The sequence below is a fragment of the Acinetobacter lwoffii genome (assembly GCF_022967985.1).
GTDB lineage: Bacteria > Pseudomonadota > Gammaproteobacteria > Pseudomonadales > Moraxellaceae > Acinetobacter.
On the sequence record NZ_JALJVC010000001.1, the window covers coordinates 112,205 to 127,260 of the forward strand.

Here is a 15,056-nt window from a genome sequence, read left to right on the forward strand (position 1 = left end):
AATGGAAGCTCCAAACAATATTATTTTGCCGGCTCTGATCCTCATTCCGTTCATTGCAGGTTTCATATGCTGGTTGGTCGATAAACTCGACCAACACTTGCCGCGTTATATCGCGCTGATCGGTATGCTGGTGACCTTGGTTTTGACCATCGTCCTTTGGCAGACTGGTACTTATAACTATGAATTAGGCGGTGCTGCACCTTCGTGGGCTGCCGAATTCAAATTGCCTTGGATTCAAACTCTAGGCATTAACATTCACTTGGCAGTGGATGGTTTATCACTTCTTATGGTTGGCTTGACTGCACTCCTGGGTGTGCTGGCAGTAGGCTGTTCATGGGGCGAGATTCAAAAGAACGTTGGTTTCTTCCACTTGAACCTTTTATGGTCGTTGGGTGGCGTCATCGGTGTCTTCCTTGCGATTGACCTGTTCCTGTTCTTCTTCTTCTGGGAGATGATGCTGGTACCGATCTACTTCCTGATTGCCCTTTGGGGTCATAAAGGGGCAGAAGGCAAGTCACGTGTTTATGCAGCTAACAAGTTCTTCATTTACACGCAGGTTGCCGGTTTGGTGATGCTGATTGGTATCCTTGGTCTGGTGACTGTGGGCTATACCATGACTGGCGAAATCCGTTTCGACTACAACTATCTATTAGGTGTGGCGAATACGCTTGACGCTCAGGCGCCAGCGGTGGCTTATGCATTCATGATCTGTTTATTCATCGGTTTTGCGGTAAAACTTCCAGTTTTCCCATTACACGGCTGGTTACCAGATGCGCATGCGCAAGCACCAACAGCGGGTTCTGTCGATCTTGCAGGTATCTTGATTAAGACTGCGGCGTACGGTTTATTACGTTTCGTGATTCCGTTCTTCCCGGCAGCGTCTGCACAGTTTGCAGACTTCGCAATCATTCTTGGTTTAATCGGTATTTTCTACGGTGCTTGGTGTGCTTTCCAGCAAACCGACATGAAACGCCTGTTGGCTTATACCTCTATTTCACACATGGGCTTCGTTTTACTTGCGATCTACGCAGGTAACATCCTGACCTTCCAAGGTCTGATGATCATGATGTTGGCACATGGTATTTCATCTGCTGCACTGTTCATTATGTGTGGTCAGGTATATGAGCGTGTGCATACGCGTGATATGCGTTTGATGGGTGGTATGCGTGGTCAATTCCCGTATCTTGCATTCTTCCTGATGTTCTTCGTTGCGGCGTTGGTTGGTATTCCAGGTCTAGGTAACTTCATTGGTGAGTTCCTGATCCTGATGGGTGCTTATGCGAAATTTCCGGCGTTTACCATTCTTGCGGCAATCAGCTTGGTATTTGCAGGTCTGTACGGTCTGATCCTGATTCACAAAGCCTTGTTTGGTGTACCAAATGAAGCACAACAGCAGCACTATACAAATCCGTTAAAAGATCTAAATGCACGTGAAATCGCATTATTGTTGATCTGTGCGTTTGGTCTACTTTGGCTTGGTCTATATCCACAAAGCTTCCTTGACGTTTCTAACTCAAGCATGGCGTGGTTAGCGAATAGCTACATTCCAGTTCAAGAAGTGGTTGAAGTTGCTGATCAAGTAACGACTCAACTTGAAAATGTGGAGATCCAATAAGCCATGAACTTCACAATGTCTTTTTCTGAGCTTATGCCTCTAGCACCTGTGATGATCGTGTCGTTAACTGCGATCGTCGTGATGTTGCTGACCGCAATCAAGCGTAACCATAACCTAGTGGCTACCACCACGGTGATTGGTTTAAACCTTGCTGCGTTCTATATCATTTTCGTTTTGTTGGCGGGCGTATTTGCACCTGCCAACGTGATGAATCTGTTCATCGTAGATCCATTTACGATGCTGTACCAGTTTGTGATCCTGGTTGCTGCACTTGCATGTGCAACGCTATCTCACGCGTATATCGAAACCTATAAAGATAACCGTGAAGAGCTGTATATCCTGATGCTGACATCCGTTGCGGGTGCTATGCTAATGGTAGCTAGCTCACACTATGCATCATTCTTTATTAGCCTTGAGTTAATGTCGATTCCTGTATATGGCTTGTTGGCATATACACATCAACGTTCTCAATCGCTTGAAGCGGGTGTGAAATATCTGGTGCTTTCAGCAACTGCGTCTGCAATGCTGCTCATGGGTATGGCATATATTTATGCATATACAGGTACTTTAAGTTTCGTTGCTGAACCAGGCAAACTGTTTACCGTATTCAGTCAACCGGCTGTCGTGATTGGTCTGGCTTTAATTGTATTTGCTGTGGCATTTAAATTATCGCTTGCACCATTCCACAAATGGACACCAGACGTATACGCTGGTGCACCAGCGCCAATCGCGACTTTCCTTGCGACAGTTGCAAAAGTGGCGATGATTGGTCTTTTTGTTCGTTATGCATTGTCTTCAGGTTTAATTTTGGCAGACAGCTTCGTCACCATCATTTCGATTATTGCGGTTCTGTCTATCCTTGCAGGTAACTTGCTGGCGGTTCGCCAGGTGAACTTGAAACGTATCTTGGCATACTCTTCAATTGCACACTTTGGTTATTTGCTGGTTGCCATCGTAAGTTCACGTAATACGGATTTCTTACAGGTTCAAGGTTTCGCGACTTTTGAAAGTGTAAACGTCTACGTGATTACCTATGTATTAACCACGATCGGTGCGTTCGGTGTTGTTACGCTGATGTCTAGTCCGTATAACAATACGGATGAAGCGGGTAGTCTGGCTGAATACCGTGGTCTGTTCTGGCGCCGTCCAGTATTGACTGCTGTATTGACGGTGATGATGCTGTCTCTTGCAGGTATTCCATTAACTGCCGGCTTTATCGGTAAGTTCCTGGTGATAAAAACTGCGGTTGCAGGCGAAGCCTGGTTCCTGACTGCGATGGTCATCTTGGGTTCTGGTATCGGTCTGTACTACTACCTGCGTGTGATGGTTGTGCTTTACATGACACCACCTGAAACACCACGTCTAGATGCGGTGAATCATTGGGGCCAAAAAGTGGGTGGTATCATGGTACTTCTTGCTGCGCTTGCGGTACTTGTGATTGGTGTCTACCCAGATCCAGTGATTGCAGTATCTAAATATGCATTCTTTGCCATGTCACCTGAATTGCAACAGTTCATTTTCACTTTGGTTCAAAGTGGTTTTAACTAATATCTGCAAAGATTGACGTTATTACAAAAAAGCCTCCATGATTGGGGGCTTTTTTATTTATACAAATCAATAAAAGCCTTTATAATAGCGGAAATTTATCTTTAACCTTTTAGGTGTTCTCCCGTGGCAATCCATGAAATCCGTCATCCACTCATTCGACATAAGCTTGGTTTACTCCGTCGTGCAGATATCAGTACCAAGAATTTCCGTGAGTTAGCTCAAGAAGTGACCATGCTTCTAACTTATGAAGCAACTAAAGACCTGCCAATGGTTGAACATGACATTGATGGCTGGAATGGTGCTGTTACAGTTGACCGTATTGCGGGTAAAAAAATCACGGTTGTGCCAATTCTACGTGCCGGTATTGGCATGCTCGACGGTTTCCTGAACCTGATTCCAAGTGCAAAAGTATCGGTACTTGGTTTAGAGCGTGATGAAGAAACTCTGGAAGCACGTACCTATTATAAAAAACTGGTTCCAGACGTACAAAACCGTATCGCGATGATCATTGATCCAATGTTGGCGACAGGTTCTTCTTTAGTGGCTGCAATTGATGTACTGAAAGCCAGCGGCTGTAAAGACATTCGTGTGATGGTTCTGGTTGCTGCACCAGAAGGCATTAAGCGCGTAGAAGCTACGCATCCGGATGTCGTGATTTTTACGGCTTCTATCGATAATGGTTTAAATGAAAATGGTTATATCGTTCCAGGTCTTGGCGATGCTGGGGATAAAATCTTTGGTTCAGTTCAAAAAGACTAATTTTTGAATATGATGAAAAAAGGGGCTACTACAGCCTCTTTTTTATATAATGTAGACAGGGCATTTTCAGGATAGGACAATAGCATGAAAGATGAATTGTATCAGGGCAAAATCAAACAGTATGACCCTGCCAAAGGTTTCGGTTTTATTGGCTGCGCTGAGGGAGATGTATTCTTCCATATTTCAGACTTCCCTGCGGCAGAAGGCGAGCCAAAACGTAATGAACGCGTGAAATTTAATGTTGTTGAAAATGGCGATAAGTACAAAGCGATCAAGATTGAACGTGTCGAAGACAACTCAAAGAAAGCTAAAAAAACCAAAGTGGCAACACACAATAAATCAATTACATCGGCATTGTTAAATAACTTCCGTGGTTAATGGATTATTCTCATAATTAATCTTTTTTAATCACATTTAAAAAGAGGCTTTCGAGCCTCTTTTTTTATAGCACCACCGCTTACATATTTAAAGAGACAGATAACACATAAAAAATCCACCGAACAGCAACAATGCTGAACATTTCCTTGGGCTTAGAATACAAATTAAATGAAGTCTATAGAGAAAAGTGTCATGTTTAGGGATGGAAAAATTAAAACTTACGATTCCGAACGTGGTATGGGTACTTTGGAGTTGGTAGGGGAAGCTCAAGAGTTAAGTTTCAAGTTACAGGATTTACCTTCGCCTGAAATTGAGCCACAAATTGGAGATCGGCTTAAATTTAGAATCATTCCCCACCAAGAAAGCATGACCTTAGACAACATGGTACGTCTGGATATTAAAGTGCAGGATGAATTTATGCCAGAAGTCGTCGCCTTGCAATCCTTGGCACCTACAGTGTCTGTTCCGGTACGTAATTCAATTTTCTTTAGTCCGACCCTATGGCTGGCATTGGCATCAGCTGTTGGCTTTATGATTTTTGGCGAAGTATAAATAAAAAAGAAATTTTCTTTTTTTACTTTTAACTAGGGATCTATTCTTCTGTCATAAAAAAACTTCTAGTTTTTTGTTTCTGCTTTAGAGAATTTGACAAAAGCTTTTCAGTCTCTTTTTGATTACAATCATAAAAAATATTAAAGATAAGAGCGAATTATGTTTCAAGAGGGGAAAATCAAAACCTATAACGAAGATCGTGGTTTTGGTTTTATTCAGATCGAAGGGCAATCCAAAGATTTATTTTTCCATGTCAAAGACTTTCCCAATAAAAATATTCCGCCAAAAATTGGGGAAAAATTAAAGTTTTTAATTGTAGAAGATAATGGAAAATTTAAGGCAGAGCATATTGTTCGCTTGGATATTAAGCAAGAAGCGCCTGTTACGCAACACAATGATCTACATGGAGATATTGAAAGCAAAGCTTCTCCACGTTATGAAAAGACAAAGTCATTAACGATATCAAAAATAATCACAATATCAGGACTGGTGATTATTTTGATTCTTGCTGTTCTTGTTTATAACAAATACCAAAGCTACCAGGCTCAAAAACAGCAAAAGCTTGAGGAACTGATGGTAGAACAGCAACGAATTGTCGCTGAGCAGCGAGCAGCGCAAGGTGATCTACCTATGCAAGGATTATCTGAGCAGGGCAGGAAGAACCTGGAAAATCAAGGCACTGAGTTAAGAAGCCAAAGTGCCCCCGTTAATCTGAAAACTTCAGAAATGGCTTCGCAACCTGTATCTCAATTTAAATGTGATGGTCGTACACGTTGTCCTCAAATGAATTCCTATGAAGAAGCGGTGTTCTTTATTAGAAATTGTTCAGGTACGAAAATGGATGGTGATGGCGATGGTATTCCATGTGAGGATCAATTTGGATATCGTCGATAAATAAAAAAGCACCTGAAGGTGCTTATAATATTTTAGCTTTCACAAAAATTCATAAAGGCTCTCAGACCTGGACCCTGATATTTCTGGCGATGTACCAGCATGAACAGCGGACGAGTCAGCGACCAGAATGGTGTATCCAGAATCACCAATTGACCTTTTTCACGTAAAGGCTCAATCGCAAGTTTGGAAATACAGGACATACCGATTCCGCCCGCTACAATTTTTAAAATCGCTTCATTATGACCGAGTGTTAGACGGATATTGGCATCTGGTACATCTTTCAAGATGGCATGGTCAAACACCTCACGGGTACCTGAACCTTCTTCACGCAAAATCCATTCTACAGATTTGAAATCTTCAGCGGTTAGTTCACGGTTCGATTGCGCAAGAGGGTGGTCTGGCGCACAGCACACAGCCAGCTCATCATCACGCCAATGGATACATTGCAATTGTGGCAGATGACAAGATCCTTCGATCAGGGCCAGATCCAGCTGGAACTGATTCACCGCTTCAATCATTTGACGGGTATTACCGACTTGAAGCTGTAAATGTGCTTGCGGCTTGATTTTCAAGAAATCGGCCATCAGGTCAGGAATCAGGTAATCTGAGATCGTCAGGGTTGCACCCAAACGTAAATCGATACTTTGAAGCTCACCTTTAGCGACTTGTTCAAAAGATTCACAACGACCTAAAATTTCCAGGGCTTGAGGGAGAAGAAAGCGCCCTAGGTCATTTAGCTGTAAACGTTTGCCTAGACGGTCAAATAGTGGAGCACCCAGACCATCTTCCAGATCTGCTAAAGCCATACTAGCCGCACTTTGTGTAAGCTTGACGGCATCGCTAGCCTTCGTTACGGTACCCTCTTGTGCCACTGCTACAAAAACAGCCAATTGGCGTAAAGTCATGCGCATGAGTAGAGCCTTAACATTTAAAAAATATTAATAAATTATGTTGCCATGCTACCATGAGCACAGTCTTTCATGCCACGTTGAAATCATGTCAATTGAAAAATTTACCCGAGAAAAAGTTTTATCTGTACACCGTTGGACCAATACATTATTTAGTTTTACGATGACACGCCCGGCACATTTCAAATTCACTGCAGGGCAGTTTGCGCGTATTGGTTTACAAGTGGGGGATGAACTAGTGGTTCGTGCCTATTCGGTAGTGTCATCTCCTTTTGATGAAACTCTGGAGTTTTTCTCGATTGTCGTTCCAGAAGGTAAATTTACTTCCAATTTACAGCACCTCAAAGTAGGGGATGAGCTGCATCTGGAAAAAATTCCTTATGGTTATCTGACTCTGGCACGTTATCAATTGCCTTTGCCTAAAGACTTGTGGTTACTGGGTACCGGCACGGGGCTGGCACCGTTTATTTGTATGTTGCAAGACTTTGAAACCTGGAGCAAATACGAAAAAATCAATCTGGTTTATAGTGTGCGCACCCGGGCAGAACTCGCTTATGTAGACCGGATTCAGGAAATCGCCGAGACCTTTGGTGAAGGACATACCGGTTTTAAGTTTATCCCGATTATTACCCGTGAGCCTGATGCACCTTTGCACGACCGTTTACCGATTTTGATTGCCAATGGTGAGCTGGAAAAGGCAGCAGGTATCGCGTTTAATCCGGAAACGACGCATGTCATGCTTTGTGGTAACCCGGATATGGTCGATGATACCAAAGAAGCCTTAAAAGCTCGTGGCCTGACCATGAACCGTCGTGGTGAAGGAAATATTGCGGTCGAGAATTACTGGTAAGGTTGAAGGATTTATGAGCAAAACCCCCTGCTTGAAGGCAATGCGGTTCCTTTAACAGGAGCGGCATTGTGATCTAAGGGATAACGGTTTTTTAACATTTTGACTCTCCGAAGCCTTGTAGGCCTCTCTAAAACAAACTACCTATCCCTGTCTAAGTTCCGACAGCCCAGCCGGATAATGCTCTTGTCCCCAGTGCTGATCGGTCTGGTGAAATAGCCACTCCACAGAATCTGCACCAAGATGTTTACGTGTATTGGTTAGACTAATGCGCGTCAGCAAGTCATAAGAGGCTAACCACTGAGTGCAAATATTGAGTCTTCTTGCTGCTTCATGGATGAGGACATCACGGAAAATCGCCATTCCAAGAACCAGCCAAAGTACTTGATCCGCAGGCAAGCACCGCCTGCGAATAGTCGCGGGACTGCTCAACCTGAGTGTGGACTTGACCCACTCAACGGGGATATTGTGAATAAAAGTACTCAGATTCGAGAGCTTAAACAGATTGTTAAGATCTAAAATATCCTGATGAAATACCATAAAAAAATCCGATGCCAAACCTGACATCGGATTCTCTAATGAATTCCAAAATGATTCAAATGCTTAAGTAAACAGCATTGCCCATTGCGGAGGTTTTTTCGATTCAAGCTTAATGCACAAACATATCCATTGATTCACGGATTTCCTGAATGGCGGTTTCGACATCGGGACTGAGCCAGGTCGGTTCAAAAAATCCGGCATAGTGCTCAATACGGTCTGCAGGCACCACCAGGCGCACTGGACAGTCTTCTTCCAGTAAACGCCATGGAATAATCGGCACTTCATTATCCAGCCATGCCGTTACATCTCGAATATCGATAATCATCGCATTGATACAGTCCGGAAAAGGCATCACGGAAAATTCTTCGGTACGACGACGGAAATATTCCAGATCCTGCCAGCGAAGCAGGAAGCTTGGCTTACTAAATTCAATAATTCCAATCAGATGCTGATCGCGGCTGTAGTGCAGCATGCATTGATGTGTGACGTCAGTATCAAGATCAAGCGATACACTTTGTTGACGATACGCCATATAACTCGGGTGTATAAATGAGAAGGTGGATAATTATAACGCATTTCAGCGCTGAAAGGCAGCGTCTCAACCGTCTTCACTAAAGCCTGCGGAACTGGTATGGCTTATGCATATCTTCAGGGAACAATGATAAAAACAACGAGGTTGCTATGTCAGAGTCAAAAAGTGTGATTGATACCAGTGTGACTGAAACAGAAGTACAGGAAGATTATTTTGCCTTGCGCCAGCTCAAGAAAGGCGCCGTAGGTGTTGGCTGCTTCTCGTCAGTCTGGGAGTAGCTTACGTAATTTCCGGTGACTTCGCTGGCTGGAATTTTGGTCTGGCACAGGCGGGTTGGGGAGGCATGTTTATTGCGACCATTGTAGTGGCATTTATGTATCTGTGTATGTGTCTGGCCATGTCCGAAATGTCGACCATGCTGCCGACTGCAGGTGGGGGTTACAGTTTTGCTCGTACTGCTTTTGGTCCCTTTGGCGGCTATCTGACCGGGAGTGCCATCCTGATTGAATATGCCATTGCTCCGGCAGCAATTGCCTGTTTCATTGGTGCCTATTGCGAAGCCTTGTTTGGTATTGGCGGCTGGATCATTTATCTGGTGAGCTATCTGGTTTTTATGGGCTTGCATCTGAAAGGTGCTGGTGAAGCACTCAAGATCATGTTCGTGATTACCGCAATTGCTGCGGTCGCCTTAATGGTGTTCATCTTTGGCATGTTGCCTCATTTTAATAGTGCAAACCTGTTTGATATTGCGGTCAATACTGAACTGCGGGTGCAAGCAGTTTCCTGCCATTGGGTTATCTGGGCATCTGGGCAGCAGTGCCTTATGCGATCTGATTTTTTCTGGCAGTTGAAGGGGTGCCGCTGGCAGCCGAGGAAGCCAAAGAGCCAGCCAAATCATTACCGCGTGGTCTGATTGGTTCCATGCTGATTCTGGCATTCTTTGCCCTGAGTATCTTGTTGCTCGGTCCTGGCGCAGCAGGTGCAGATACGCTTAAAGATTCTGGTGTACCGCTGGTGGACGCCTTGGTGGCAGTCTATGGTGCCAATACCTGGATGGCGAGTTTTTTGAATTTTGTCGGGCTGGCAGGTCTGATCGCCAGTTTCTTCTCGATTATTTATGCCTATTCCCGTCAAATTTTTGCACTCTCACGTGCCGGTTATTTACCGAAAAAACTCTCTTTAACCAACAGCAATCATGCACCTTATTTGGCCATTATTATTCCGGGCATTATTGGATTCCTGCTATCCCTTTCAGGTGAAGGTGATCTGCTGATTCTGATGGCGGTCTTTGGTGCTACGATTTCCTATGTTTTGATGATGTCATATATCAAACTTAAGTTATCCAGACCAAATCTGGCACGTCCTTATCAGGCACCGGGCGGCATTGCCACAGCATTGATTGCTTTAGTGCTTGCAGCCATTGCAGTGGTCGCAGGCTTCTTGGTCGATCCAAAAGTCTGGCTAATGGCAGCTGCCATTTACGTGGCACTGATTCTCTATTTCTTGCTGTATAGCCGTCATCATCTGGTGGCCGGTACGCCGGAAGAAGAATTTGCGCGTATCGAGGCAGCAGAAAAGGAATTGAATTAAACCATCTTGCAGGGAGAATACGCTTATGCTGTATCAGATCAATGTGGCCAGTCAGCATTATGTCTTTGAGGATTTAAAAACCTTATTGGCCAAGGCTACCCCTGAACGTTCTGGTGATCAGCTGGCAGGGATTGCGGCCGTGGATGCAACCGAGCGTATCGCTGCACAAATGTGTCTGGCAGAAGTACCGTTACAGCAGTTTTTGCATGAAGCTGTGATTCCTTATGAGGCGGGTGAAATCACCCGCCTGATTATGGATGAACATGATGCCGATGCTTTTTATCCGATCTCGCATTTTACTGTGGGGGATTTTCGTAACTGGCTGCTGAGTGCAGATGCCACCACAGAAAAACTTGCTGCTTTAAAAATGGGCCTGATTCCAGAAATGGTCGCAGCGGTTAGTAAAATCATGCGCAATCAGGATCTGATTCTGGTGGCAAAAAAATGCCGAGTAGTGACTCGGTTCAGAAATACCATCGGGCTGGCAGGGCATCTTTCTACCCGCTTGCAGCCGAACCACCCGACTGATGATCTGATAGGCATTTCAGCTTCGATTCTGGATGGACTAATGTATGGCAATGGTGATGCCGTGATCGGGATTAATCCGGCCACAGATAATCTGCAGAATTTGACTGAGCTGCTCAAACTGCTCGATCATGTCATTCAGGAATATGAGATTCCGACTCAATCTTGTGTTTTGACCCATATTACTTCTGGCATTCAGCTGGCAAATAAAAATGTTCCGATTGATCTGATGTTCCAGTCCATTGCGGGAACCTAAACAGCCAATACTGGTTTCGGTATCAATCTGGCGCTGCTGCAGGAAGGCTATGAAGCTGCCTTAAGCCTGCAACGCGGCACAGTGGGCCAAAATGTCATGTATTTTGAAACCGGACAGGGCAGTGCCTTATCCAGCAATGGCCATCATGGCGTGGATCAACAGACCCTGGAAGCGCGTGCCTACGCCGTGGCGCGTAAGTTTAATCCCTTGCTGGTCAATACTGTAGTCGGCTTTATCGGGCCAGAATATCTGTATAACGGCAAGCAGATTATCCGGGCCGGGCTGGAAGATCATTTCTGTGGCAAGCTGCTCGGTGTGCCAATGGGCTGTGATATTTGCTACACCAATCATGCCGATGCCGATCAGGATATACTGCTGACCTTGCTTGCCAATGCCGGATTGAATTTTATCATGGGTATTCCCGGTTCAGATGACGTGATGTTGAACTATCAGACGACCTCCTTTCATGATGCGCTCTACATCCGGCAATTACTGGGATTAAAACCGGCACCCGAATTTGACTACTGGCTGGAGCATCAGGGAATTTTGGGGCAACAGTCTAATCAGCTGCACTGGCCAACAGAGTTGCCGAAGCAATTTTCACGTCTAATCCTGTCTTGAGGAAGTACTATGAAACTGATTGCCGATGTGAAATTTGAGTCCCAATTACAGGATAATCCCTGGCAGAAATTAAAAGCCTTTACTGATGCACGGATTGCCTTAGGTCGAACTGGGGGCAGCTTGCCGACTCGACCAAGTCTGGAATTTCAGTTGGCACATGCGCAAGCTAAAGATGCGGTACTGAAGCCACTTGATGTTGAATTCTTAAAATCTGGCTTAGCTAAAACGGGACTGCCTATTCTGGAAATTGAAAGCCAGGCGGTAGAGAAAGATCTTTATCTTAAACGTCCCGATCTTGGGCGTGTGCTTTCAGAACAGTCCAAAACGATATTGCAGCAATACCGGGCCGAACATCAGCAACATTGGGATGTAGCCATTGTGCTGGGAGATGGACTATCAGCACGTGCCATTGAGGAAAATAGCCTGCATTTTATTCCGGCCTTGCTAGAGGCATGCAAAGAACAAGGCTGGCAGATTGCCCCCTTAGTGATTGCCCGTGGCAGTCGTGTGGCACTGGGTGATGAATTGGCAGAAATTTTACAGGCGAAAATGCTGGTCATGCTAATTGGCGAACGGCCGGGTTTGAGCTCACCCGATAGTATGGGAATTTATTACACTTATAATGCTTTTAAAGGGTGTCATGATGCCTTGCGCAACTGTATTTCCAATGTCCGTTCTGCGGGCTTGGCCTATCCACTAGCTATCCAGCGACTGGTCGCATTGATGCGTAAATCCTGTGAGTTACAGCTTTCAGGGGTGCAGTTGAAAGATGAACACGAAACCCCAGTCGATATGCAACATAGCCCAGCCAAACGGCTATTTTAAAGTAGCATCTAGCAGAGAATTCTGATGGATTAGTGACTTACATCCCGTCACCATCTCACCATGTTTTGTCACAGAAGCCCTATTCACAGCTTGTTATTCTAAAAATCTACTTATGAATAACAAAGAGTGAGGATGGTTATGGTCGATGATTTCAATAAAAAACCACCTTTAAATCATCAGGCAGACGTGACGCAGAAAAAGCGTATCCCTGTTTATATCTTGATTTTGGTCGGTATTTTTTTACTCGCACTACTGTTCTATATGTTTGCTGACATGAATCCAGATGCGAATGATGCTCCTACAGGACATCCAAATCCGAATGTACAGCCTGCTACCCCAAATAATTCAACTCCAGTCGGTGAGCCTACACAAGGCACCGCCACCATGAATGATGGAACGGAAGCTACAGCAACCGTGGGTGATGGCACAGAAGCAACAGCAACTGCGACTGATGGACAGGCGACTCAATAACTGAAAATACCTGAAAAGCTCTAGTGAACCACTGGGGCTTTTTTGCAATGGATGGTGATGTTTTAAGGTAGTGCCATCTACCTGGCTTGAGCCTGAAAACATCAAATCTAATATGAATCCGGAAAAAGAAGGGGCTGATTGTTTCAGGGAGATGCCCCCGATTTCAGATAAATAGCTTAATAACAAAGAGGGTAGAACAACATGAATGATTATATGAGAAGCCCGCGTGGTGGCTTCGATGCCATGTACTATTGGGATCAGTTCCATCCCATTCTTAGTGCAATTGCCATATTAGTAATTGGCTGGATAATTGCGTTACTGGTCTCGGCAGGCGTTAAAAAGCTCTTGCAAAAACTGGGCACCAATACACATTTAAATACGGCGACAGGTCATCACTCCAATGTGGAGAGCATTATCGCCCGCGTCGTGTTCTGGATTATTCTGATTATTGCCGTGATTGGTGCGCTGAACGTGCTCAATCTTACCAGTGTCAGCGGTCCATTCAGTAATATGATCCAGCAGTTCCTGTTATTTATCCCGCAGTTACTAGGTGCAATTGCAGTCGGATTCATAGGTTGGATTGTGGCCAATCTGGTGAAGATAGGGCTACAAAAACTGCTAGACCGAACGCAACTCGATGAAAAACTCAGTGCTGAAGTCGGTGTCAGTCCGATTAGTAAAAACATCAGTGAAATTGCTTACTGGTTAATTTTATTACTGTTCTTGCCAATCGTGCTGTCTATTCTGGGTCTCAACGGTCTGCTGTTACCAGTTCAGAATATGCTGACCGATGTTGTTAGTTACTTACCAAACATCTTCATTGCTGCAGTCATCATTTTTGTCGGTTATATCCTGGCGAAAATTGTGCGCGGTATTGTTGAAGGACTATTAAACAGTCTGAACGTACAGCAACATGCTGAAAAAGTAGGCATCTTCAAAAACTCGAATGTTTCTCAGGTGATTGGTTCATTTATCTTCGCCGTGGTGATCATTACGGCGCTGATCATTGCATTTGAAGCATTGGGTATCGAGGCCATTTCTCAGCCTGCTACAGCCATGCTATATGAAATCATGAATGCCATTCCGAATATTATCGCTGCTGCGTTGATTCTGATTCTGGCGTATGTGGTCTCTAAACTGGTAGCACGTCTGGTAGTTGAAGTAGTTGCCGGTACAGGTGTTGATGAAATTCCTGCCAAACTGGATATCCAGCGTTTTTTAGGCACGACTAAACTTTCCAGTGTAGTCGGTTTCCTGATCGTTTTATTCACCATGCTATTTGCGGTATCTGAAGCAGCGAACCGTCTGGGCTTTGAACAGATCAGTGGTCTTATTGCAATGTTCATCTACTTCGGTGCCAATATCCTGCTCGGTGCGGTGATTCTGGTAATCGGTTTCTGGCTGGCAAATATTGTTGCGAATATCGTACAACGTGGTGAATATAACAGCTCACGCTGGTTAGCCAATCTGGTTCGTGTTCTGATCATGGGACTCGTTGTGGCAATGGGTCTGCGTGCCATGGGTATTGCCGATTCAATTGTTAACTTGGCATTTGGTCTAACTTTGGGTGCTGTAGCAGTGGCATTTGCCTTGGCATTTGGTTTGGGTGGTCGTCAACCTGCGGAGCGTGTACTCACAGATTTGATTGATAAAGCCAAACGAGAAGCTAAAGAACCCAATCCAGTCAAAGAAAAAGCTGAGAACAGCATATTTTCTGGATTAGGTAGCAAGACCACAGGTACAAGTGCAGCCGACATGTCAGGTACTACAGGTGCGGCGATGGGTATGAGTTCTACAGATAGCTCAATGAGCCAGTCCTCTGGTGGTTCGCAAACTGCTACGGGTACTAGCGATTCCTCAATCACAACTCCAGGAGCAGGCATCGTGCCAAATCAGGATTCAGACAAGAGTACGCCTATGAGTACGGATTTATCCCATACTACCCCGGCAATCCTTACCACTGCACCACAGGATGATGAGTCATTAGGTATTGATCCTGTCAATCCGGATGCGGATCAGGCCGTACCAGATTCAGTAAAAGTCGATCCGACTCATCCACCAGCCAATAATCCATTTGGTTCAACCGGAGAAAAAGAGCCAGATGTCGATATTGACCGTTCAACTCAGAAAAAAGATGACCTGAAATAACCTTTTATTTTTAAGCAAAATCGACCACGCTCATGTGGTCGATTTTG

General features: G+C 44.7%; 12 protein-coding genes and 3 pseudogenes. 12 read left to right on the forward strand and 3 right to left on the reverse strand.

Annotated elements, in window-relative coordinates; translation table 11 throughout:
• Window position 1: 1 nt before the first annotated feature.
• The 6 genes from nuoM (at window position 2) to MWG72_RS00545 (ending at window position 5,746) form a co-directional block, all read left to right on the forward strand.
• Window positions 2-1,615: an NADH-quinone oxidoreductase subunit M gene (gene nuoM, locus MWG72_RS00520; RefSeq protein WP_247143022.1), complete on the forward strand. Its 1,614-nt coding sequence runs from the start codon at window positions 2-4 to the stop codon at window positions 1,613-1,615.
• Between the two features lie 3 nt (window positions 1,616-1,618).
• Window positions 1,619-3,163 (forward strand): NADH-quinone oxidoreductase subunit NuoN, encoded by a 1,545-nt coding sequence (gene nuoN, locus MWG72_RS00525; RefSeq protein ID WP_005247890.1) that lies wholly within the window; start codon window positions 1,619-1,621, stop codon window positions 3,161-3,163.
• Between the two features lie 123 nt (window positions 3,164-3,286).
• On the forward strand, window positions 3,287-3,922 hold the full coding sequence (gene upp / locus MWG72_RS00530) for a uracil phosphoribosyltransferase (RefSeq protein WP_004280765.1): 636 nt from the start codon (window positions 3,287-3,289) through the stop codon (window positions 3,920-3,922).
• 84 nt (window positions 3,923-4,006) lie between these two features.
• The gene (locus MWG72_RS00535) at window positions 4,007-4,300 is read left to right on the forward strand and encodes a cold shock domain-containing protein (protein ID WP_004732065.1); all 294 of its coding nucleotides are present in this window, start codon (window positions 4,007-4,009) and stop codon (window positions 4,298-4,300) included.
• A 192-nt stretch (window positions 4,301-4,492) separates the two neighbouring features.
• Window positions 4,493-4,852 carry a hypothetical protein gene (locus tag MWG72_RS00540; RefSeq protein WP_247143023.1) on the forward strand — a complete coding sequence of 120 codons (360 nt, stop codon included), beginning with the start codon at window positions 4,493-4,495 and terminating at the stop codon, window positions 4,850-4,852.
• Window positions 4,853-5,011: 159 nt separating this feature from the next.
• Complete coding sequence (locus MWG72_RS00545) at window positions 5,012-5,746, forward strand: cold shock domain-containing protein (RefSeq protein ID WP_247143024.1); 735 nt, start codon at window positions 5,012-5,014, stop codon at window positions 5,744-5,746.
• A 32-nt stretch (window positions 5,747-5,778) separates the two neighbouring features.
• Here the strand turns inward: MWG72_RS00545 and gigC are convergent, their stop codons facing one another.
• Window positions 5,779-6,657: a LysR family transcriptional regulator GigC gene (gene gigC / locus MWG72_RS00550; protein WP_247143025.1), complete on the reverse strand. Its 879-nt coding sequence runs from the start codon at window positions 6,655-6,657 to the stop codon at window positions 5,779-5,781.
• An 85-nt stretch (window positions 6,658-6,742) separates the two neighbouring features.
• Between gigC and MWG72_RS00555 the strand changes: the two genes are divergently transcribed.
• On the forward strand, window positions 6,743-7,504 hold the full coding sequence (locus MWG72_RS00555) for a ferredoxin--NADP reductase (protein WP_004280760.1): 762 nt from the start codon (window positions 6,743-6,745) through the stop codon (window positions 7,502-7,504).
• Between the two features lie 174 nt (window positions 7,505-7,678).
• On the opposite strand, the pseudogene MWG72_RS00560 reads toward MWG72_RS00555, so the two are convergent.
• Both MWG72_RS00560 and MWG72_RS00565 read right to left on the reverse strand, forming a co-directional pair.
• Window positions 7,679-8,041, reverse strand: a pseudogene (locus MWG72_RS00560) (transposase domain-containing protein); the annotation flags it as partial.
• A gap of 109 nt (window positions 8,042-8,150) precedes the next feature.
• Window positions 8,151-8,573, reverse strand: a complete 423-nt coding sequence (locus tag MWG72_RS00565; RefSeq protein WP_180086381.1) for a hypothetical protein — start codon at window positions 8,571-8,573, stop codon at window positions 8,151-8,153.
• 149 nt (window positions 8,574-8,722) lie between these two features.
• Here MWG72_RS00565 and eat point away from each other — a divergent pair.
• The 5 genes and pseudogenes from eat (at window position 8,723) to MWG72_RS00590 (ending at window position 15,009) form a co-directional block, all read left to right on the forward strand.
• Window positions 8,723-10,163, forward strand: a pseudogene (eat, locus tag MWG72_RS00570) (ethanolamine permease).
• 25 nt (window positions 10,164-10,188) lie between these two features.
• Window positions 10,189-11,565: pseudogene (locus MWG72_RS00575) on the forward strand (ethanolamine ammonia-lyase subunit EutB).
• Between the two features lie 9 nt (window positions 11,566-11,574).
• Window positions 11,575-12,390, forward strand: a complete 816-nt coding sequence (gene eutC, locus MWG72_RS00580; protein WP_005247876.1) for an ethanolamine ammonia-lyase subunit EutC — start codon at window positions 11,575-11,577, stop codon at window positions 12,388-12,390.
• 138 nt (window positions 12,391-12,528) lie between these two features.
• The gene (locus MWG72_RS00585) at window positions 12,529-12,861 is read left to right on the forward strand and encodes a hypothetical protein (RefSeq protein ID WP_247143026.1); all 333 of its coding nucleotides are present in this window, start codon (window positions 12,529-12,531) and stop codon (window positions 12,859-12,861) included.
• A 201-nt stretch (window positions 12,862-13,062) separates the two neighbouring features.
• Window positions 13,063-15,009: a mechanosensitive ion channel gene (locus MWG72_RS00590; RefSeq protein WP_005247875.1), complete on the forward strand. Its 1,947-nt coding sequence runs from the start codon at window positions 13,063-13,065 to the stop codon at window positions 15,007-15,009.
• Window positions 15,010-15,056: the final 47 nt, after the last annotated feature.

Excerpts from the sequence above, each read along its gene's own strand:
- nuoM (WP_247143022.1), top strand. The coding sequence starts at position 2 with ATGGAAGCTCCAAACAATATTATTTTGCCGGCTCTGATCCTCATTCCG.
- nuoN (WP_005247890.1), top strand. The coding sequence starts at position 1,619 with ATGAACTTCACAATGTCTTTTTCTGAGCTTATGCCTCTAGCACCTGTG.
- MWG72_RS00535 (WP_004732065.1), top strand. The coding sequence starts at position 4,007 with ATGAAAGATGAATTGTATCAGGGCAAAATCAAACAGTATGACCCTGCC.
- MWG72_RS00540 (WP_247143023.1), top strand. The coding sequence starts at position 4,493 with ATGTTTAGGGATGGAAAAATTAAAACTTACGATTCCGAACGTGGTATG.
- MWG72_RS00545 (WP_247143024.1), top strand. The coding sequence starts at position 5,012 with ATGTTTCAAGAGGGGAAAATCAAAACCTATAACGAAGATCGTGGTTTT.
- gigC (WP_247143025.1), bottom strand. The coding sequence starts at position 6,657 with ATGCGCATGACTTTACGCCAATTGGCTGTTTTTGTAGCAGTGGCACAA.
- MWG72_RS00555 (WP_004280760.1), top strand. The coding sequence starts at position 6,743 with ATGTCAATTGAAAAATTTACCCGAGAAAAAGTTTTATCTGTACACCGT.
- MWG72_RS00565 (WP_180086381.1), bottom strand. The coding sequence starts at position 8,573 with ATGGCGTATCGTCAACAAAGTGTATCGCTTGATCTTGATACTGACGTC.
- eutC (WP_005247876.1), top strand. The coding sequence starts at position 11,575 with ATGAAACTGATTGCCGATGTGAAATTTGAGTCCCAATTACAGGATAAT.
- MWG72_RS00585 (WP_247143026.1), top strand. The coding sequence starts at position 12,529 with ATGGTCGATGATTTCAATAAAAAACCACCTTTAAATCATCAGGCAGAC.
- MWG72_RS00590 (WP_005247875.1), top strand. The coding sequence starts at position 13,063 with ATGAATGATTATATGAGAAGCCCGCGTGGTGGCTTCGATGCCATGTAC.